Here is a 19,787-nt window from a genome sequence, read left to right on the forward strand (position 1 = left end):
CTCCATATAATGAGCCCCTGGATGCTGCGGACCACTTGAATTGCATAATTACTTGGGAAGAACGCCCCGTTTCGGTGTCCTTCTAGGAGAAGTCTAGCGTTCGGCAATCTCGGCTGCGGCTTCAAGGTAGGACAACGCGCCGGTTGACGACGGATCGTAGGTCATGACTGTCTGCTGGTAGCTCGGCGCCTCAGAAATTCGCACGGAACGGGGGATCAGTGCCTGCAGGACCTGGTTCGGGAAGTGCTGACGCACGTCAGCTGCCACGTGGGCAGCCAAATTCGTGCGGCCATCGTACATGGTCAACAGAATTGTTGAAACCACCAGATCCGAATTGAGGTGCTTTTGGATCATTTCGATGTTCTTCAACAACTGACTCAAACCCTCCAGTGCATAATATTCGCACTGAATGGGGATCATGACTTCATTGGCGGCGCAGAAGGCATTGACTGTCAGCAGGCCCAGGCTCGGCGGACAATCAATGAAGATGAAGTCCAGTCGCGGCTCGCCGGCCTGTTCGCGGTGCTTGACGTATTCGTCAATGGCCCTCCGCAAACGCTGTTCGCGCGCCACCAGCGAAACAAGCTCAATTTCGGCCCCGGCCAGATGAATCGTGGCCGGTGCACAGTACAAATTGTCGATGTCAGGGCATGACGCAACCACATCCGCCATGCTGAAATCATTGATCAACACATCATAAATGCTGTCAATGTCCGCGTGGTGTGGCACGCCCAATGCCGTGGACGCGTTTCCTTGGGGATCAATGTCAATCACGAGGACGTGCAATCCTGCCGAAGCAAGGGCCGCAGCAATGTTGACGGTTGTAGTGGTCTTGCCAACCCCGCCCTTTTGGTTGGCGACCGTCATGATGCGCGTCCTGGCCGGCCGCGGCAGTTTTCGTCCGAACAGCCGTTCACGCCGCTTGGTCTCACTGGCCAGCTGGCTCGCAATGGGGCTGCTGTCATCAAAGTCGTTGTCGAGGGATGACGATGCCTTGCCGGCCGTTTCACGTGAAACATGAAGATCATTGGTCTTATCAACTGATTTAAGTTGATTTTTCGTTGCCGTGCCGTTCCGTGCACCAATGCCGGCGGACGCATCAGATCGCGCCGACCCCAATGACATAAAGGGTGGTATCCGTTGCGAAGCTGCTTCGCTGCTCGTCACGCTGACACTCTCACTTTCCTCTGGCTGGGCTTGCCACTCACTAGACTATCGGTTCCGCCAGTGACCACGGCGGATCAGCGTCGCTCCACCTTCACGCGGACCACCGTTGTTGGTTCGGCAAGTATCGCCGCGCCGGCAACCAGCACGTCGGTCTGCACTCCGCCCAGCTTCTTGATCACCTTGGCGGCCTTGGCGATCTCTTCCCCCGCGCTGCGCCCCTTGATGGCCAACAGTTCACCCTGCCCGCCAAGCAGCGGAATGGTCAGCGGCGCCAGGGTGTTCAGGGCCGAAACCGCCCGGGCCGTGACCACCTCGCACTCCACCTTGTCCACGGCCTGCTCAGCCCTGGCACGAATGATCTCCACGTTGTCCAGCCCGAGGTCGGTGACAACTTCCTCCAGCCACACCACCCGGCGCTCCAGGGGCTCGATCAGCGTCAGGTACAGGTCAGGACGGGCGATGGCCAGGCAAAGGCCCGGCAGGCCGGCGCCGCTCCCCACATCGGCGACCTTGGCGCCGTCGTCAATCAACTCGGCCACGACGGCACAGTTGAGCACATGCCGGCTCCACAGCCGGGGAACCTCCCTCGGGCCGATCAGTCCGCGTTCAATGCCGGAAGTGGCCAGGTGCTCCACATAGCGCTTCGCCAGCCCAAGCCGGCGACCAAAAATCTGTTCGGCGGCAACGGCTTCTTCAGCAGTCAGATCTTCCACAACGGGTGTCCCCTCGCAAGCGGTCCCGTCCACTTGCCCTGGGGCAGGTGAACGGGACCATATTGGTTTCGATGACGTGTGAATTACTGCGCGGTCGTGACGACGATGTGGCGGTCAGCGCCTTCGCCCTCCGACTCGGACTCTAGGCCCAGCCCGGCGACGGCGTCGTGGACAATCTTCCGTTCGTAGGCGCCCATGGGTGCGAGGGCAACGGAAGGGCTGCCATCCTTGATCTTTTCCGCCGCGTCCTTGGCAATGTCCAACAGCTCGGCGTTGCGCTGTTCACGGTACCCGGCGATGTCCAGGATCAGGCGCGAACGGCTGTCCGTAGCAGAAAGGACACTCAGCCGGGTGAGTTCCTGGAGCGCATCCAGCACCTCCCCGTCGCGGCCCACGAGGCTGTTCAGGGCATCGGATTCCTCATCGGAGATGATGGAAATGTAGGTGCGTCCGTTGCGGACCTCAATGTCAATGTCACCGTCTATGTCGGCGATGTCCAGCAGTTCCTCCAGATAGTCCGCGGCAATGTCGCCCTCTTCTTCGAGGCGGGTTGCTCCGGCGGTGCCGTCCTGGACGGGAACTTCTTCGGCGGCAATCTCAGTTTCAGCAGGCATTATTTCTTCTTCCTGTTCTTCCGTTGTGGCTGGTTGCGCTGTCCCTTGGGATCGGGGAGTTCTTCAACTTCGGGAACCACGGCCTTCTTGGAGGCGCCCAGCAGCGGCAGGCCCTTGGCCTCCCTGCGCTTCTGGTACTCCTTGTAGGCGGGCGATCCCGGCGTGGGCATCCGGCGGATCACGAAGAACTGCTGGCCCATGGTCCAAATGTTCGTGGTCGTCCAGTAGATCAGGACACCGATGGGGAAGTTCACGCCGCCGATGCCAAAGACCAGGGGCAGCACGTACAGCATCATCTTCTGCTGCTTCATGAACGGGCCCTGCATGGCTTCTTCAGACATGTTCTTGGTCATGATCTGCTTCTGCGTGATGAACTGCGAGGCAATCATGGCAATGATCATGATCAGCGACAGCACCACCACGGAGACCCTCAGGTCGCCACCCTGGAGCTGGGGCAGGAATGCCGCCGAGAGCGGGGCGCCAAAGATGGTGGCGTGGTCGAACTGGGCAACCTGGTGCGGGCTCATGGCCCCAATGCCGGTGCCGTTGGCGTTGGCCTTGGACACTCCGGAGAGGACGCGGAACAGCGAGAAGAAGAACGGCATCTGGATCAGCATGGGCAGGCAGGCAGAGAACGGGTTGGTGCCGTGCTCCTTGTACAGCGCCATCTGCTCCTGCGCCATGGCCTGGCGGGAGAGCTGGTCCGTCTTGCCCTTGTACTTGGCCTGCAGCTTTTTCATGTCCGGCTGCAACGCCTGCATTCCGCGCTGCGCCTTGATCTGCTTGACGAAGACAGGAATCAGCGCGGCACGGATCACCAGCACCAGGCCGATGATGGAAAGGGTCCAGGTGATACCGGACGCGGCAGGCAGCCCGAGGAACGTCAGCCCATCATGGAAGAGCACCATGATCATGGACACTAGCCACTCAAAGGGCGTCAGAATCGTCTGGAGGAAATCCATATTTCTTTTCTATTCTCCTGAAGCCGACGTGCGGCTTTGTGTCTCCGCTTGAGCCGCCAGGAAATAATCCGGATGGTTCAGTTGGACAATGAGGGGGACCGAAGACGGCTCATCCCAATGGACATGGACCGGGGAAGGGACCGGATCAAGGCCGCCGGCGTTCCAGGGATGGCACCGGGCTACGCGCCGGGCTGCATACCAACTGCCCTTGACTGCGCCATGGACGGTCACTGCCTCGAGGGCGTAAGCCGAACAGGATGGAAAAAACCGGCACACCTGCCCATAAGCGGGTGAGATGAAACGCCGGTAGGTTTTCAGCACAACAATCAGGATGTTGCGGGGAAGATGCCAAAGAAACCGTCCGACGACGGCGGGCAGGTCCAATGTGCGACGGTCAAGACTGGCTTGGGTCACGGACATCTTCTCCTTCAATCCTTCAGGCCTTGTCCACTGCGGCATCGTTGTCCGGCCGCCGGCTGTTCCATTGGCTGCCCGGCAAGCCGGGGCGCCACCTTGGAAAATGCCTTGTGGTAGTCGTTGACGAGTTCGCCCCACGTGGCAGCTGCGGCGGGCGGCAAGGCCCTCACCACAACGTTGAGCCCACATGGATGGCGGCGAACAGTCTCAGCGGCTATTTCCCTTAGTCTCCTCTTAACGAGGTTCCGGGTCACAGCGTTCCCAACGGCCTTCGAAACGATGAACCCAACCTGGCTGGGCTCACCGGACGCGGTGGACACCACATACAACACTACGTTCCGGCGTCCGTTGCGGACGCCGGAACGTACAGTATGTGAGAAGGCAGCGGAAGTCCGCATTCTGTTTCTGGTGGCCAGCACCCTGCGATCAACCGCTGCTTCGTTAAGGCTCGACGGATCGTCAAGCAGTTATTGGTTTATGCCGACAGCTCGGCGCGGCCCTTGCCACGGCGCGCAGCCAGGATGGCACGGCCGGCACGGGTACGCATGCGAAGGCGGAAGCCGTGCTTCTTGGCACGACGGCGGTTGTTCGGCTGAAAAGTCCGCTTGCTCACGGTAGTTACTCCAAGACAATCTAAAGATGCGCCTTGCCCGAAGCTAAGTAAGGGGAAGAACAGGCCGACGCTAAGTATATGGATGCCCGCTTGACCCCCTTCTTCAAGGAGCTGCGCAGATGCGCAAAGCAGACACATGGGACTTCACAACGTTAGGTCATTGCCGTCCCGCTAGTCAAACTGCGCCGGCCTGCAGTCCGCCGCGTTTTCCACGGTGATGGCCCGACATTGCCCACGGGCTGCGGGGTCCTGTGCACCCAGCCGTGGATAACCCGTGGAAAAACTGTGCACACCGCTGCCCCGCAGCCCCCGCCGTGTGATATTTATCCACAGGCGGTTCCCCCAGCTATCTTCAAGGCTTTTCATCCCTTAGGCTAGGCCCGTGGCAAGTTATCCACGGCTGTGAATAACTCTGTGGATGACGGGGCACGGCGTTCCCCCGCACCGGGCGGCCATGGCCCGGCAATGTAAGCGAAGTCACTCAGACGCGGGTGTGAACAGATAACAATCCGGCGGGGCATCCTGCCGGCAGTGAGGTGGAACCAGCAATGAGCACTAAGGCAACCAATGAGCACTGAGGGAACCAACACTGAGGAGATCAACGACGTCGGCAGTTCCTGGCGGCGCGTCATCCGAATCCTGGAACAGGATGAACGGGTGTCTCCCCGGCAGAGGGGCTTTGTGGTCCACACCCAGCCCCAGGGTCTCATCGGAAACACGCTGCTGGTGGCGGTCCCCAACGAGTTGACCCGCGAAGTGCTCCAAAACCAGCTGAGCAAGGCGTTGGTTGATGCACTGCGGCAGGTATTCCCGGAGGAGATCAGCTGCGCTTTCAGTGTCAATGCCGACCTGGTGCCGCTGGACAAGGTGGAGGAAACCCCCGCAGCACCTGCCCCCGTCCGCCCCGAACGCAACGAACATGTTGAGCGCAGCAACCGGATTGAACGTAATGAACCCGGGGAAAACGCTTCCAAGCCCTCCCCAATGCTCCCCAGCACCTCACAGGAATTTGGCCGCCTCAATCCCAAGTACATCTTTGACTCCTTCGTGATTGGCTCATCCAACCGCTTCGCCCACGCCGCGGCCGTGGCGGTGGCCGAAGCGCCGGCCAAGGCCTACAACCCGCTGTTCATCTATGGTGATTCGGGACTGGGCAAGACCCACCTCCTCCACGCCATTGGCCACTACGCCCGCCGCCTTTACACGGGCATCCGTGTCCGGTACGTCAATTCCGAGGAATTCACCAACGACTTCATCAACTCCATCCGCGACGACGAGGGTGCCAGCTTCAAGCAGCTGTACCGCAACGTGGACATCCTGCTGATCGATGACATCCAGTTCCTTGCCAACAAGGACGCCACGCAGGAAGAGTTCTTCCACACCTTCAACGCCCTGCACAACCACAACAAGCAGGTGGTCATCACCTCTGACCTTCCGCCCAAGCGGTTGCAGGGGTTTGAAGAGCGCATGCGTTCACGGTTTGAGTGGGGCCTGCTCACCGACGTCCAGCCGCCGGAACTGGAGACCCGCATTGCGATCCTGCGAAAAAAGGCCATCGGAGAAGGCCTGTCCGCCCCCGACGACGCCCTCGAGTACATCGCGTCGAAGATCTCCACCAACATCCGCGAGTTGGAGGGGGCATTGATTCGGGTCACTGCCTTCGCCAGCCTGAACCGCCAGCCGGTGGACGTGGGCCTGGCCGAGATGGTCCTGAAGGACCTGATCACTGACGACGGCGCGCAGGAGATCACCTCGACGGCCATCCTGGGGCAGACAGCCGCCTACTTCAACATTTCCATGGAAGAACTGTGCAGCAAGTCCCGCACCCGCACCCTGGTCACCGCCCGGCAGATTGCCATGTACCTGTGCCGGGAATTGACGGACATGTCCCTGCCGAAGATTGGCCAGGAGTTCGGCGGCCGCGACCATACCACGGTGATCCACGCCGACCGGAAAATTCGCGAACTCATGGCAGAGCGGCGGGCCATCTACAACCAGGTGACCGAGCTGACCAACAAGATCAAGCAGCAACAGCGCGAAGGCTGAAACCCGCGCAGCGGGAGAAAATTTTCAGTAATTAACAGCTGTACATAAGTCTGTGGATAGTTAAGTGCACAACCGCCCGTCCCTTGCGGATAACTACAGGGTCCCCTGTGGATCCCATATTTGGCGCGGAAAGTTCTCCACCGACGCCCACAAGCGAAAGCGGAAAATCCTCACACATTGTGCACAGGGCAGATCGCCGCAATCGCGCAGCAAGACAGGGTTATCCACAGTATCCACAGGACTTATTAACACTACGAATCCCAAGAATTCTTCGTTTCAAACAACATTTTCCGATTCTGCCCAACCCGGGATGCACCGGGGCCAGGGCAATGCCGGAATCGCCTGTCCGAAGCGCTAAGCTGTCTGCAAGCATGTAATTCCACAGCGGCCAACCCGGCACCCAACACTTTTCGCACCATGAAAGGCGGCACCCTTCCGTGAAGTTCCGAGTCGAACGCGATGTTCTGACCGAAGCAGTCAGCTGGGCCGCACGTTCCCTGTCGCCAAGGCCTCCGGTTCCGGTGCTCTCGGGGCTCCTCCTCAAGGCCGAAGCCGGCACCTTGAGCCTGGCCAGTTTCGACTACGAAATTTCAGCCCGCCTGGAAATCGCCGCCGACATCGCCGAAGAAGGCACGATCCTGGTGTCAGGCCGGCTCCTCGCCGACATTTGCCGCAGCCTCCCGTCCGCTCCTGTCGATGTCGAAACCGACGGTTCCAAGGTCACCCTGACCTGCCGCAGCAGCCGTTTCCACCTGGCCACCATGCCGGTCAACGACTACCCGGAACTGCCGGCCCTGCCGGAATTAAGCGGAACCGTGGACGGAGAAGCCTTCGCCCAGGCCGTTTCCCAGGTGATCATTGCCTCCAGCAAGGACGACACCCTCCCCATCCTCACCGGCGTGAAGATGGAAATTGAAGGTGATCTGATCACCTTGCTCGCCACCGACCGCTACAGGCTCGCCCTGCGCGAAGTCCACTGGAGCCCGACAAACCCGGGAATCTCCACCGGTGCGCTGGTGAAGGCAAAGACACTCAACGAGGTCGCCAAAACCCTCGGTGGTTCGGGCACGCTCAACATCGCCTTGTCAGACAACAGCGAATTGATCGGCTTTGAGAGCGGCGGACGCCGCACCACCTCCCTGCTGGTTGACGGCGACTACCCCAAGATCCGTTCCCTCTTCCCGGAAAACACGCCCATCCACGCCACCGTGGAAACCACGGCGCTGGCTGAGGCAGTCCGCCGTGTTTCCCTCGTCGCTGAACGCAACACGCCTGTCCGGCTGATCTTCACCGACGGCCAACTGACACTCGATGCAGGCACAGGCGAGGATGCCCAGGCTTCCGAAAACCTGGAAGCCTCCCTGGTCGGGGACGAAATCACGGTCGCCTTCAACCCGCATTACCTCAGCGAAGGCCTGAACGCCTTTGACAGCAAGTACGTGCGTTTTTCCTTCACCTCGGCACCCAAACCTGCCATGCTCACCGCCCAGGACGACATCGACGGCGAAAACCGCGACGACTACCGGTACCTGGTCATGCCCGTGAGGCTGCCCAACCAGTAACCAGTTCCCCTCCCGCCCGCGCCACCCACACCGGGACGCCACCCAAGCAGAAATGAGAAATGCCGTGCACGTCGGACTTGTCGGACTTGGAAAAATGGGCTTCAACATGCGGGAACGCCTGCGTGGGGCGGGGATCGAGGTCACCGGATACGACCGCAACGCCGACGTCACGGACGTGGCGGACCTGGCCGCCCTGGTGGCGGCCGTACCGGCACCGCGACTGATCTGGGTCATGGTCCCCTCCGGCGACATCACGGATTCGGTCATTCGCGAGCTCGCCTCGCACATGGAGGCCGGCGACCTGATCGTCGACGGCGGCAACTCCCGGTTCACCGAGGACCAACGCCACCACACCCAACTGGACGAAAAAAACATCGGCTTCATGGACGTGGGCGTGTCCGGCGGCGTCTGGGGACTGAAAAATGGCTACGGCCTGATGGCCGGCGGTTCCGCTGAACACGTGGAATGGGCGATGCCCCTGCTCGATGCCCTCCGGCCGGAAGGCGACCGGGCGGACAGCTTTGTCCACGTGGGCGCCGTGGGTGCGGGACACTACGCGAAAATGGTGCACAACGGCATTGAATACGGCCTCATGCAGGCCTATGCCGAAGGGTATGAGCTGCTGGCCAAGAAGGAAATCATCACCGACCTTCCCGGCACGTTCCGCGCTTGGCAAAAAGGCACAGTGGTCCGGTCGTGGCTGCTGGACCTGATGGTCAAGGCGCTGGATGAGGATCCCGGCCTGGAATCAATCGGTGACTACGTTGAGGATTCCGGCGAAGGCCGGTGGACTGTGGAGGAAGCCATCGCCAACGCAGTGCCCGCGCCTGCCATCACCGCCGCACTGTTTGCACGGTTCTCCTCCCGCGAAGACAATTCCCCTGCCATGAAGATGGTCTCGGCCCTGCGACACCAGTTTGGCGGCCACGCCACCAAGCCGGCGGGTTCCTGAACCACCCAAGCCGCACGCGTGTTTCTTGAACAACTTTCACTGACCGATTTCCGCAGCTATGCCCAGGTGGACCTCGCGCTTGCGCCCGGGGTGACGGTCCTGGTCGGTTCCAACGGATTGGGCAAAACCAATCTCGTGGAGGCCATCGGCTACCTCTCGACCCTGTCATCGCACCGGGTCAGCTCGGACGGACCGCTCCTGCGCTTCGGCGCCGAGCAGGCATTGGTCCGCGCCCAGCTGGTCCGGGGTGCCCAAAAGGTCGTTATCGAGGTGGAAATCAATGCCGCCCGGGCCAACCGCGCACGCATCAACCGGGCCAACCCCATCAGGGCCCGGGACGTGTTAGGCATTTGCCGCAGTGTCCTTTTCGCCCCCGAGGACCTGGCCCTGGTCAAGGGGGACCCGGCCAACCGGCGTCGTTTTTTGGATGAACTCCTGGTGGTCCTCAGGCCACGGCACGCCGCCACCCGGCAGGACTACGACAAGGTCCTCAAGCAGCGCAATGCACTCCTGAAGTCCGCCCGGGCGGCGCATTTTTCCCGCAGCGGCGTCACCGAAGGACACCTGGCCACCCTCGACGTGTGGGATGCGCACCTGGCCTCCGCTGCCGCGAAGCTGCTCGCGGCACGGCTTGAACTGGTCGACCTGCTGCGCCCGCACCTGGCCGAGTCCTACGCCCGGCTGACCGACGGCTCGAAGCTGCTGCGCGCCGTTTACCGCAGCAGCCTGGATCCGTCCGGCGACGATGAAGCGCCGTACGATGCCGGCGGGGAGGAGGACCTTTCCCTGTGTACGGTGGAGGAACTCACGGCCCGGTACATCCAGGCCCTGGCGGCCTCGCGCACCCGGGAACTGGAACGGGGAATGTCCCTCGTGGGTCCGCACCGCGATGAGCTGGAATTGCTGCTGGGGCAGGCACCGGCCCGCGGCTATGCGTCGCACGGGGAATCGTGGTCCGTGGCGCTTTCCCTGCGGCTGGCCTCCTTTTACGTCCTGGACGCAGACTCGCCCATCCCCGGAAACCAGCCCATCCTGATCCTTGACGACGTCTTTGCCGAACTTGACGCCCAACGCCGGCGCAAGCTGGCATCCATGGTGGGCGGTGCGGAACAGGTGTTGGTCACCGCTGCCGTCGCCGGTGACATTCCGGCGGAGCTGGCCGGGGCCCAGGTCCAGGTCATCCCCGGCGGAGTCATCCCGAACCGGGACGCCGTGCCCCATGGTGAATGAGGGTTCCGGAAAAAGCCGCGGCAGCGACGACGCAACGGGACGCAAAAGCCGCTTGGAGGAGCAGGCCAATGACCATGTCACCGAGGTGGATGCTGCGCAGGCGGCCCTGAACAGGATGCGCGCCATCGCCAAGGGCCGCGGCGAACTGAGGATCCCGCGCAGCCGCCTGGGAGCCAAATCCGTGCCCCGGTCCAAGCGTGCACCGTTCCTGGACTCGCTCGACGGCGGCCGCGACCCGCAGGGACTGGGGCGGGTGGTCAGGCGGCTGGTCTCAGACCGCGGGTGGAGCTCGCCGCTGGCGGTGGGATCCGTCATGGCGCAGTGGGACACGCTGGTCGGGCCTGACATTGCCGCGCACTGCCAGCCGGAAAGCTTTGAGGTCACGACACTGCACGTGCGCTGCGACTCGACCAGCTGGGCGACGCAGCTGCGGCTGCTTTCCTCCTCACTCCTGGCCAAGTTTGATGCCGAACTCGGCACCGGCGTCGTTACGAAGCTGCTTGTCCTGGGCCCGGCGGCGCCCAGCTGGCGCAAGGGGTACCGCAACGTCAAGGGCCGGGGCCCGCGGGACACGTACGGATAGCCGCAGGCACTCCGGTTCCGGGATTGTCCCGGAATTGCCAGTGGCCCTGCAGGGCGATTGAAACCCCTTCGGGCGTATATCCCCTCATCCACGGAGGAATCATTCGATTCCAGGGCGTATTTCGTGCGTCCCAGGGTAGGTTTGTGCCGGGTTGGGCGCTCCCACAAGGTAGAATTGGAACAAGGACCGCCTCTCCGCGGCGCCACGGTACGTTTTGTGGCACCCGTTGGAGCGGTAAAGACCAGCTTTCCGAGGGCAATAGGGTGCACGGGCCATCCGTCTTCCGTGCCACATCCCTCGGCGGCAATCCAGCGAACTATCTAAAGGGGTCGAACGCGCCTGTGACTGAGAACAATCCGGAGAACCCGGGCACCGTGGAGACTGTTGCCGTGGAGGCGCCCGCAACCGTGGCACCCGTCGAAGTCCAGGCATCCCCGGACAACAACAAGCCCCATTACGATGCCAGCGACATCACGGTGCTCGAAGGCCTTGAAGCAGTCCGGAAGCGTCCTGGCATGTACATCGGGTCCACGGGGCTGCGCGGCCTCCACCACCTGGTGTACGAGGTGGTGGACAACTCGGTGGACGAGGCCCTGGCCGGCTACTGCGACCACATTGAAATCACGTTGACCGCCGACGGCGGCGTCCGGGTGGTGGACAACGGCCGCGGCATTCCGGTGGACATGCACCCGACCGAACACAAGCCCACTGTTGAGGTGGTCATGACGATCCTGCACGCCGGGGGCAAGTTTGGCGGCGGCGGCTATGCCGTTTCCGGCGGCCTGCACGGTGTGGGCATCTCCGTGGTCAACGCGCTCTCCCGCCGGGTGGAGACGGAAATCCGCCGCCAGGGACATGTGTGGCGCATGAGCTTTGCCGACGGCGGCAAGCCGCAGGGCACTTTGGTGATGGGCGAGGCCACCACCGAGACCGGCACCACCCAGACGTTCTACCCGGATCCGGAAATCTTCGAATCCGTCGAGTTTGACTTTGAAACCCTGCGTGCCCGCTTCCAGCAGATGGCCTTCCTCAACAAGGGCTTGAAGATCACGCTCACCGATGAGCGGGTGGCGGATGTTGTCGACGAGGACCCGGACCTGGACGCGATTCCCGAAGGGAAGGACGTTGCCACCGGCAAGCGCGAGGTGGTGTACCGATACGTTGACGGTCTGCTGGACTACGTGAAGTACCTCAACTCCTCCAAAAAGTACGAACCCGTGCATGAGGACGTCATCGCCTTTGAAACCGAGGACATCGCCCGGCACATGGCGGTGGAACTGGCTCTGCAGTGGACCACCTCCTTCTCCGAAAGCGTCCATACCTACGCCAACACCATCAACACCCACGAGGGCGGAACCCATGAAGAAGGTTTCCGCGCCGCCATGACGTCCCTGATGAACCGCTACGCGCGGGAAAAAAGCATCATCAAGGAAAAGGATGACAACCTGACCGGCGACGACATCCGTGAGGGCCTGACTGCGGTCATCTCCGTCAAGCTTTCGGAGCCGCAGTTTGAAGGGCAGACCAAGACCAAGCTCGGCAACTCCGAGGTCAAGGGATTCGTCCAGCGCGTGGTCACCGACGGCCTGGGCGACTGGCTCGAACGCAACCCCGGCCCTGCCCGTGACATCATCCGCAAGGCCATCCAGGCTTCGCAGGCCCGCATGGCGGCCCGCAAGGCGCGCGAAAACACCCGCCGCAAAGGGCTGCTGGAATCCGGCGGAATGCCCGGCAAGCTCAAGGACTGCCAGTCGAAGGACCCCGCCCTGTCCGAGATCTACATCGTCGAGGGTGACTCCGCCGGCGGCTCGGCCGTACGCGGACGGAACCCAACAACGCAGGCCATCCTTCCCCTCCGCGGCAAGATCCTGAACGTGGAGCGGGCACGCCTTGACCGCGCGTTGGGCAATGCCGAGGTCCAGGCCATGATCACGGCGTTTGGCGCCGGGATCGGTGAGGACTTTGACATCGACAAGGCCCGGTACCACAAGATTGTGCTCATGGCCGATGCCGACGTGGACGGCCAGCACATCACCACGCTGCTGCTGACCCTGCTGTTCCGCTACATGCGGCCCCTGATCGAGAGCGGCTATGTGTACCTGGCGCAGCCGCCCCTGTACCGCATCAAGTGGTCCAACGCCCCCCACGACTATGTCTACAGCGACAAGGAGCGGGACGCGGCACTGGCTGCCGGTGCCGCTGCCGGGCGCCGCATTCCCAAGGACAACGGCATCCAGCGTTACAAGGGCCTGGGCGAGATGGACTACACGGAGCTGTGGGACACCACCATGGACCCGGCCCACCGCACCCTGCTTCAGGTCACCATGGACGACGCGGCCGAGGCGGACCAGATCTTCTCCATCCTTATGGGCGAAGACGTTGAGTCGCGGCGAAACTTTATTCAGCAAAACGCCAAGGACGTCCGGTTCCTCGATATTTGAGCCTTCGGGAACCAACATGTTCCCGCACTTGAATATTACGAATCAGACATATATTGCGAATGGAATATAACAGACTATGAGTGACGAAACCCCCGAAAATCCGGGTGCAGGGAACAACGACAACTCCTCCGAGGCCGTCCTGACGGGCGAAGTCCTGGACAGCCACGACAAGGTCGAGCAGATCGACCTGCAGGAAGAGATGAAGCGGTCCTACCTGGACTACGCCATGGCGGTCATCGTGGGCCGGGCGCTCCCCGACGTCCGCGACGGGCTCAAGCCCGTCCACCGCCGCGTGCTCTATGCCATGTTCGACGGCGGCTACCGTCCCGAGCGCTCCTTCAACAAGTGCGCCCGCGTGGTGGGCGAGGTCATGGGCCAGTACCACCCGCACGGCGACTCGGCCATCTACGACGCCCTGGTGCGACTGATCCAGGACTGGACCATGCGCTACCCGCTGGCACTGGGCCAGGGAAACTTCGGCTCGCCGGGCAACGACGGCGCGGCCGCGCCCCGTTACACGGAAACCAAGATGGCCCCGCTGGCCATGGAGATGGTCCGTGACATCGACGAGGAAACCGTTGATTTCATGGACAACTACGACGGCAAGAACCAGGAACCGACCATCCTGCCGTCCCGGTTCCCGAACCTGCTGGTCAACGGCTCCTCCGGCATCGCCGTGGGCATGGCAACCAACATCCCGCCGCACAACCTGCGCGAAGTCGCGGACGGCGTCCAGTGGTACCTGGCCAACCCCACGGTGGGCCGCGAGGAACTTCTGGAAGCGCTGATCGCCCGCATCAAGGGCCCCGACTTTCCCACCGGTGCCCAGATCCTGGGACGCAAGGGCATCGAGGATGCCTACCGGACCGGACGCGGGTCCATCACGATGCGTGCCGTGGTCAACGTCGAGGAAATCCAGGGACGCACCTGCCTGGTCGTCACCGAACTGCCGTACCAGGCCAACCCGGACAACCTGGCCATCAAGATCGCCGAACTCGTCAAGGACGGGAAGATCTCCGGCATCGCCGACCTTCGCGACGAAACGTCCGGACGCACGGGCCAGCGCCTGGTCATTGTCCTCAAGCGCGACGCCGTCGCCAAGGTGGTGCTGAACAACCTCTACAAGCACACGCAACTGCAGGAAAATTTCGGCGCCAACATGCTGGCCATTGTCGACGGGGTGCCGCGCACCCTTCCCCTGGACGCGTTCATCCGCCACTGGGTCACCCACCAGATGGACGTCATTGTCCGCCGCACCCGCTTCCGCCTGCGCAAGGCCGAAGAAGAGGCCCACATCCAACGTGCGCTGCTCAAGGCACTCAACGCCCTCGACGAGGTCATCGCCTTGATCCGCCGTTCCTCCACCTCGGAGGAAGCCCGCGACGGCCTGATGGCACTACTGGAGATCGACGAGATCCAGGCCAAGGCCATTCTGGACATGCAGCTGCGCAAGCTGGCAGCCCTGGAGCACCAAAAGATCCAGGACCGAGCCGACGTGCTAGAAACCATGATCACCGAATTCAACCGGATCCTGGCCGACCCCGAGGTTCAGCGCGGCATCGTCAGCGATGAACTCGCCGACATCACCGCCCGGTACGGCGACGACCGCCGCACCGAGATCATGATGGGCTATGACCCCAACATGAGCATGGAGGACCTCATTCCCGAAGAGGAAATGGTGGTCACCATCACGCGCGGCGGCTACGTCAAGCGCACCCGCAGCGACAACTACCGCACACAGCACCGCGGCGGCAAGGGAATCAAGGGTGCACAGCTCCGCGGCGACGACGTCGTCGAGCACTTCTTTGTGACCACCACCCACCACTGGCTGCTGTTCTTCACCAACCTGGGCCGCGTCTACCGCGCGAAGGCATACGAGCTGGCCGAGGCCGGACGCGACGCCAAGGGCCAGCATGTGGCGAACCTGCTGGCGTTCCAGCCGGACGAGAAGATCGCCCAGGTCATGGAACTCAAGGACTACCAGCAGTCGCCGTACCTTGTGCTGGCAACCCGCAACGGCCTGGTCAAGAAGACGCGGCTGGAAGACTACGACACGAACCGTTCCGCCGGCGTCATCGCCATCAACCTGCGCGACGACGACGAACTGGTCTCCGCCCAGCTGGTCTCCGACACCGATGACCTGCTCCTGGTGTCCCGAAAGGGCCAGTCCATCCGTTTCACGGCCACCGACGAGGCCCTGCGCCCCATGGGCCGGGCCACCTCCGGTGTCACCGGCATGAAGTTCCGCGACCGGGACGAACTGCTGGCCGCCAATGTGGTCACGGACGATTCATTCGTGTTCATCGTCACCGAGGGCGGCTACGCCAAGCGCACCGCCGTGGATGAATACCGCCTTCAGGGCCGTGGCGGGCTCGGCATCAAGGTCGCCAAGCTGGTTGAGGACCGCGGCGACCTCGTGGGGGCCCTGATTGTCCAGGAAGATGATGAAGTCCTGGTGGTCATGGGCGGCGGCAAGGTGGTGCGCTCCAATGTCTCCGAGGTGCCGGCCAAGGGCCGCGACACCATGGGCGTCATTTTTGCCAAGCCGGACAAGAACGACCGGATCATCGAGGTGGCGCGCAACAGCGAACGCGGACTGGACCACGAAGACGATCTTGAGGATGATGTCGAAGAAGGCGGCGCGGACGTCGAAAAGGCCGTGGATGCGGCTGCCGGCGGAGCTTTTGAAGCAAACGTCCAGACTGATGAAGTACCGTTAAGCGACCATGACGCATCAAATGGAGGTACCGATTGAGCACGAATAACCCGAATCAGCGGCCAGGTACCGCCCCCAGGGTAAGTGCACCGGCCCGCCCAACGCAGCGTCCCGGAAGTGTCGGGGCCACCAAGTCTGCGTCAACGGCAACCAAGGCCGCGCCGCCCGTTGCCAAGCGGCCGGCACCGGCACGGCCGCCACTCGTCAAGCCCGCACCCAAGGCCAAGGCCCGCCGCGCACGCCTGCTGGTCAGCAAGGTCGAGCCGTGGTCCGTGCTGAAGATGGCATTCCTGCTGTCGGTGGCGCTGGGCATCATCACCGTGGTTGCGTCCATCGTGCTTTGGTCCGTCCTGGACGTGATTGGCCTGTTCGACAAGGTCAATTCCCTCATGACGGACATCCAGGGCTCTGAGGGCGGTTCCGCCTTCGACTTGATGAAGTTTGCGTCACTGGGGCAGGTCGCCTCCTACGCGACCATCATCGCCGTCGTCAATGTGGTGCTTTTGACAGCACTGTCCATGCTTTCGGCCGTGCTCTACAACATCTCGGCAACCCTGGTTGGCGGCATCGGCGTCACGCTGACGGACGACTAGGAAGCGTCTAAAACCCCTGGAATTCCTTGAATTGGCGGGCCTGGCAGCAGGCCGGACCCGCCGATTTGGGACTTTGGGAAGGTGTGGGGTAAAGTTTTGTCTCGGCCCGGTGAGGGCCGATGAGGGCGCATAGCTCAGGCGGTTAGAGCGCTTCGCTGATAACGAAGAGGTCCCAGGTTCAAGTCCTGGTGCGCCCACGGAACCATTCCGGTTCTTGCAAAAGGCAGGTGTGTTGTGAAGAAGTTGTTGGTCATTGCCGCAGCTCTCGGCGCTGCCGCCCTCCTGAACAAGAAATGGCATGAAACCAAGGTTGCCAAGGCAACCTGGAGCAAGGCGACGGACACCGTCAACTAAGCTTCAAAGTGTTGGACCACCCCATGGGGGCATGGCGCAATTGGTAGCGCACCTGCTTTGCAAGCAGGGGGTTCGGGGTTCGAGTCCCCGTGCCTCCACCATGAAAAAACACCCCGGCCCTGGCGGCCGGGGTGTTTTTGTCCCTGTCCCCGGCGTGGCCTGGTGCGTGCCCCGGCCCCCGTGCGTGCCCTACTGTTGAGAAGTGATTTTGCTCCTGGCCGTTCTCGGCATCCTCGGCGTTTCAGCGTCAGGTCCCATCATGGCCGCCACGGACGCGCCGGCCCTCACCATCGCCTTTTGGCGCAATGCCCTGGGTGCAGCCACCATGGCCGCCCCGGTTCTCCTGCGCAACCGCAGTGCCGTGCGGAACCTCACGGGCCAGGAATTGAAATGGACCGGCACCGCGGCCATTGCCCTGGCCCTGCACTTCGCCTGCTTCGTCACCTCGGTCAAGCTCACCAGCGTTGCCGGGGCCACGGCGCTCGTGTGCCTGCAGGCGGCGTGGATTGCCCTGTTTCAATGGGTTCGGGGGCGCCGCCCGGCACGGGGCATCATCCTTGGCCTGGGCATCTCCCTGCTCGGGGTGGTGGCGATTACCGGCTTTGACATCGGGGTGTCCGGAACGGCACTGGCCGGTGACCTTCTGGCCCTGGCAGGGGGAGCATTGGCCGCCATCTACACCCTTGCCGGCTCGAAGGCGCGGAAAAGCATGTCGACCACCCTGTATGCGGGGCTGTGCTATTCCATCGCGTCGCTCTTGCTGCTTGCCCTGTGCCTGGTGGCCGGGCAGCCCCTGGTGAGCCTGCCGCCGGAAGCCTGGTGGGGGATCCTCGGGGTGACCGTTGCGGCCCAGATCATCGGCCACACGATTTTCAACCACCTGCTGGCCACCATTTCGCCCTTGGTGGTTTCGATGATGATCCTCTTGGAGATTCCCGGTGCCGCACTGTTGGCGGGCTGGTTCCTGGGTGAAACGCTTCCGGGCGGGACCTATGCCGGGCTGGCGCTGATCATTGCCGGTCTGGCCGTGGTGGTCCTGCAGCAGGGCCGGGGCGGGTTTAGAACCACCAAGGGCGCCAACAAGTAAAGGGGCCCGCGCCGAAACGGCAGCGGACCCCTTTGTCCGGGCCCCGGCCAGGGGACGGCCGGACGCGGTGCGTTACTTGTTGGGTGCCTTGGGCTTGGGAGTGGTGTCCTTGGCCTCGTCCGCGGCCTGGTGCTTGCCGGTTGCGGGGGCCGAGTCGCCCTGCGCCTCCCCGGCCTGTGCCCCTTCGGCAGTGGCGGGCGTCGACGCGTCCTTGGCAACGGCGTCGTCCGCGGGCACGGGAGCCGGCACTTCGGCCTCCTGTGCAGGCACGACGGCGGGCGCCACCGGGGCCGTGGGCGCCACGGTGACGGGGGTCTTCCACGGGTCCGGCACCGGCTTGGACGCTTTCCATGCGGCTACGCCGGCAGCGGTGGCCGCAGCGACGATGCCGAGCACAATCCAGCCCTTGCCGCCCTTTTTCCGGTTCTTCTTCAGTTCCGCCGCGGCAACCTTGGCGGCCTTTGCCGCGGCCTTTTCAGCGTTCTTGATGGCTTTCTTGCTGCCGCCCAGCTTCGCCACCACGACGCCGACCTGCTCCGGGGTCCTGGCATTTTCCAGCGCCGCGGACAGGGACTCCGCCGCTTCCCCGAGTTTCTCGGAGAACTTCGGAATGAATTCGCCCACCACCTTGTCCCGGGCTGCAGAGATGGCGGGGGCGGCGTTGTCAAGGGCTTCGTGCATGCGCGGGGCGGCTTCGTCAACGACGTCCGAGATCTTCGGGGCCAGCTTCTCCAGGCCTTCCTGGATCCTGGGCGTCACGGTGGCCACGCCGTCGGCCGTGTAACGGGCTGCCTTGCGGATGCCGCCCTGCACCTTCGGAGAGGCGTTCTCAAAGCCTTTTTCGATGCGGGGTGCCGCCCATCCCCACGCGGCCTCAACACGGGGGGCGGTCCACTCCTTGGCACTTTCCACCCGCGGGCCGGCCCAGTCACGGGCACTGTCCACTCCGGCGTTCAGCGAGCCTTCCAGGCCCTGGGTCAAGCGGTCCACTGTCTTCACGTTTTTCCTCCAGGTGTCGTCCGTCTTCATTTGTTAGCCTACGTCGGAGAGACCCCGCGTGCTATCCCCGGACAGTTCGCCCGGCGCGGAATGCACCGGTGCATGGGGATAATTGACAGTTTCGCATGGCAGAATGACGCCATGACTGCTACCCCAACCGCAAAAGCAACTATCAGCACCAGCCTGGGCGACATCGTGGTGAACCTCTTCGGAAACCACGCCCCCAAGACTGTCAAGAACTTCGTTGGCCTGGCCACGGGGGAAATCGAGTGGACGCACCCCGCCACCAACGAAAAGTCGAACGCCCCCTTGTACAACGGGACCATCTTCCACCGCATCATCAAGGACTTCATGATCCAGGGCGGCGATCCCCTGGGCCGTGGCGTGGGCGGACCCGGCTACCAGTTCGACGACGAAATCCACCCCGAGCTGAACTTCAACGAGCCCTACAAGCTGGCCATGGCCAACGCGGGCATCCAGGGCGGGCGCGGAACCAACGGTTCACAATTCTTCATCACCACCATTCCCACCGGCTGGCTCCAGGGCAAGCACACCATCTTCGGTGAAGTGGTCGACGCCGAGTCCAAGGCAGTGGTCGACGCCATCGAAGGCGTGGCAACGGGCCCCGGCGACAAGCCGCGCGAAGACGTTGTCATCAACTCCATCACGGTGGAAAACGTCTAGGCACCCGCATCATCCGGCCGCCGGCGGTTGGGCTGGGAGGACCCGTTGGGCCCC

At 62.8% G+C, this 19,787-nt stretch carries 19 protein-coding genes and 2 tRNA genes; 13 read left to right on the forward strand and 8 right to left on the reverse strand.

Annotated elements, in window-relative coordinates; translation table 11 throughout:
* Positions 1-93 precede the first annotated feature (93 nt).
* The 7 genes from G6035_RS10865 to rpmH form a co-directional block, all read right to left on the reverse strand.
* Positions 94-1,167: a ParA family protein gene (locus G6035_RS10865; RefSeq protein ID WP_371130972.1), complete on the reverse strand. Its 1,074-nt coding sequence runs from the start codon at positions 1,165-1,167 to the stop codon at positions 94-96.
* 74 nt (positions 1,168-1,241) lie between these two features.
* Complete coding sequence (rsmG, locus tag G6035_RS10870; protein WP_176617111.1) at positions 1,242-1,880, reverse strand: 16S rRNA (guanine(527)-N(7))-methyltransferase RsmG; 639 nt, start codon at positions 1,878-1,880, stop codon at positions 1,242-1,244.
* Between the two features lie 83 nt (positions 1,881-1,963).
* Entirely contained in the window at positions 1,964-2,494 is a 531-nt protein-coding gene (locus G6035_RS10875) for a R3H domain-containing nucleic acid-binding protein (protein WP_176617112.1), read from the reverse strand.
* Positions 2,494-3,456 carry a membrane protein insertase YidC gene (gene yidC / locus G6035_RS10880; RefSeq protein ID WP_176617113.1) on the reverse strand — a complete coding sequence of 321 codons (963 nt, stop codon included), beginning with the start codon at positions 3,454-3,456 and terminating at the stop codon, positions 2,494-2,496. The genes G6035_RS10875 and yidC overlap by 1 nt, the downstream gene beginning before the upstream one ends.
* A 9-nt stretch (positions 3,457-3,465) precedes the next feature.
* Positions 3,466-3,870: a membrane protein insertion efficiency factor YidD gene (yidD, locus tag G6035_RS10885; protein ID WP_371130973.1), complete on the reverse strand. Its 405-nt coding sequence runs from the start codon at positions 3,868-3,870 to the stop codon at positions 3,466-3,468.
* Positions 3,871-3,884: 14 nt separating this feature from the next.
* Positions 3,885-4,271 carry a ribonuclease P protein component gene (gene rnpA, locus G6035_RS10890; RefSeq protein ID WP_218063123.1) on the reverse strand — a complete coding sequence of 129 codons (387 nt, stop codon included), beginning with the start codon at positions 4,269-4,271 and terminating at the stop codon, positions 3,885-3,887.
* Between the two features lie 77 nt (positions 4,272-4,348).
* The gene (gene rpmH / locus G6035_RS10895) at positions 4,349-4,486 is read right to left on the reverse strand and encodes a 50S ribosomal protein L34 (protein WP_113716382.1); all 138 of its coding nucleotides are present in this window, start codon (positions 4,484-4,486) and stop codon (positions 4,349-4,351) included.
* A gap of 567 nt (positions 4,487-5,053) precedes the next feature.
* Between rpmH and dnaA the strand changes: the two genes are divergently transcribed.
* The 12 genes from dnaA to G6035_RS10950 all read left to right on the forward strand — a co-directional run bounded on the left by dnaA (position 5,054) and on the right by G6035_RS10950 (position 18,050).
* On the forward strand, positions 5,054-6,532 hold the full coding sequence (gene dnaA, locus G6035_RS10900; RefSeq protein ID WP_176617116.1) for a chromosomal replication initiator protein DnaA: 1,479 nt from the start codon (positions 5,054-5,056) through the stop codon (positions 6,530-6,532).
* 437 nt (positions 6,533-6,969) lie between these two features.
* On the forward strand, positions 6,970-8,094 hold the full coding sequence (gene dnaN, locus G6035_RS10905) for a DNA polymerase III subunit beta (protein ID WP_176617117.1): 1,125 nt from the start codon (positions 6,970-6,972) through the stop codon (positions 8,092-8,094).
* Positions 8,095-8,158: 64 nt separating this feature from the next.
* Positions 8,159-9,046 carry a phosphogluconate dehydrogenase (NAD(+)-dependent, decarboxylating) gene (gnd, locus tag G6035_RS10910; RefSeq protein WP_176617143.1) on the forward strand — a complete coding sequence of 296 codons (888 nt, stop codon included), beginning with the start codon at positions 8,159-8,161 and terminating at the stop codon, positions 9,044-9,046.
* Positions 9,047-9,064: 18 nt separating this feature from the next.
* The gene (gene recF / locus G6035_RS10915) at positions 9,065-10,276 is read left to right on the forward strand and encodes a DNA replication/repair protein RecF (RefSeq protein ID WP_176617118.1); all 1,212 of its coding nucleotides are present in this window, start codon (positions 9,065-9,067) and stop codon (positions 10,274-10,276) included.
* Positions 10,266-10,859, forward strand: a complete 594-nt coding sequence (locus G6035_RS10920; RefSeq protein WP_176617119.1) for a DUF721 domain-containing protein — start codon at positions 10,266-10,268, stop codon at positions 10,857-10,859. Before recF ends, G6035_RS10920 begins: the two co-directional genes overlap by 11 nt.
* Before the next feature lie 407 nt (positions 10,860-11,266).
* Positions 11,267-13,300, forward strand: a complete 2,034-nt coding sequence (gene gyrB, locus G6035_RS10925; protein ID WP_256883055.1) for a DNA topoisomerase (ATP-hydrolyzing) subunit B — start codon at positions 11,267-11,269, stop codon at positions 13,298-13,300.
* Between the two features lie 76 nt (positions 13,301-13,376).
* Positions 13,377-16,055, forward strand: a complete 2,679-nt coding sequence (gene gyrA / locus G6035_RS10930; RefSeq protein ID WP_176617120.1) for a DNA gyrase subunit A — start codon at positions 13,377-13,379, stop codon at positions 16,053-16,055.
* On the forward strand, positions 16,052-16,609 hold the full coding sequence (locus G6035_RS10935; protein WP_176617121.1) for a DUF3566 domain-containing protein: 558 nt from the start codon (positions 16,052-16,054) through the stop codon (positions 16,607-16,609). Before gyrA ends, G6035_RS10935 begins: the two co-directional genes overlap by 4 nt.
* A gap of 123 nt (positions 16,610-16,732) precedes the next feature.
* Positions 16,733-16,806 (forward strand) — tRNA-Ile (locus G6035_RS10940).
* Between the two features lie 37 nt (positions 16,807-16,843).
* The gene (locus tag G6035_RS19755) at positions 16,844-16,963 is read left to right on the forward strand and encodes a DLW-39 family protein (RefSeq protein ID WP_256882964.1); all 120 of its coding nucleotides are present in this window, start codon (positions 16,844-16,846) and stop codon (positions 16,961-16,963) included.
* A gap of 25 nt (positions 16,964-16,988) precedes the next feature.
* Positions 16,989-17,064 (forward strand) — tRNA-Ala (locus G6035_RS10945).
* A 101-nt stretch (positions 17,065-17,165) separates the two neighbouring features.
* Positions 17,166-18,050 carry a DMT family transporter gene (locus G6035_RS10950; RefSeq protein ID WP_176617122.1) on the forward strand — a complete coding sequence of 295 codons (885 nt, stop codon included), beginning with the start codon at positions 17,166-17,168 and terminating at the stop codon, positions 18,048-18,050.
* Between the two features lie 72 nt (positions 18,051-18,122).
* Here G6035_RS10950 and G6035_RS10955 read toward each other — a convergent pair whose 3' ends face one another.
* Complete coding sequence (locus G6035_RS10955) at positions 18,123-19,079, reverse strand: hypothetical protein (protein ID WP_176617123.1); 957 nt, start codon at positions 19,077-19,079, stop codon at positions 18,123-18,125.
* A 111-nt stretch (positions 19,080-19,190) separates the two neighbouring features.
* Here G6035_RS10955 and G6035_RS10960 point away from each other — a divergent pair, with 111 nt between their 5' ends.
* Entirely contained in the window at positions 19,191-19,733 is a 543-nt protein-coding gene (locus tag G6035_RS10960; protein ID WP_176617124.1) for a peptidylprolyl isomerase, read from the forward strand.
* Positions 19,734-19,787: the final 54 nt, after the last annotated feature.

This window comes from Arthrobacter sp. SDTb3-6 (assembly GCF_013376095.1).
Classification (GTDB): Bacteria; Actinomycetota; Actinomycetes; order Actinomycetales; family Micrococcaceae; genus Specibacter.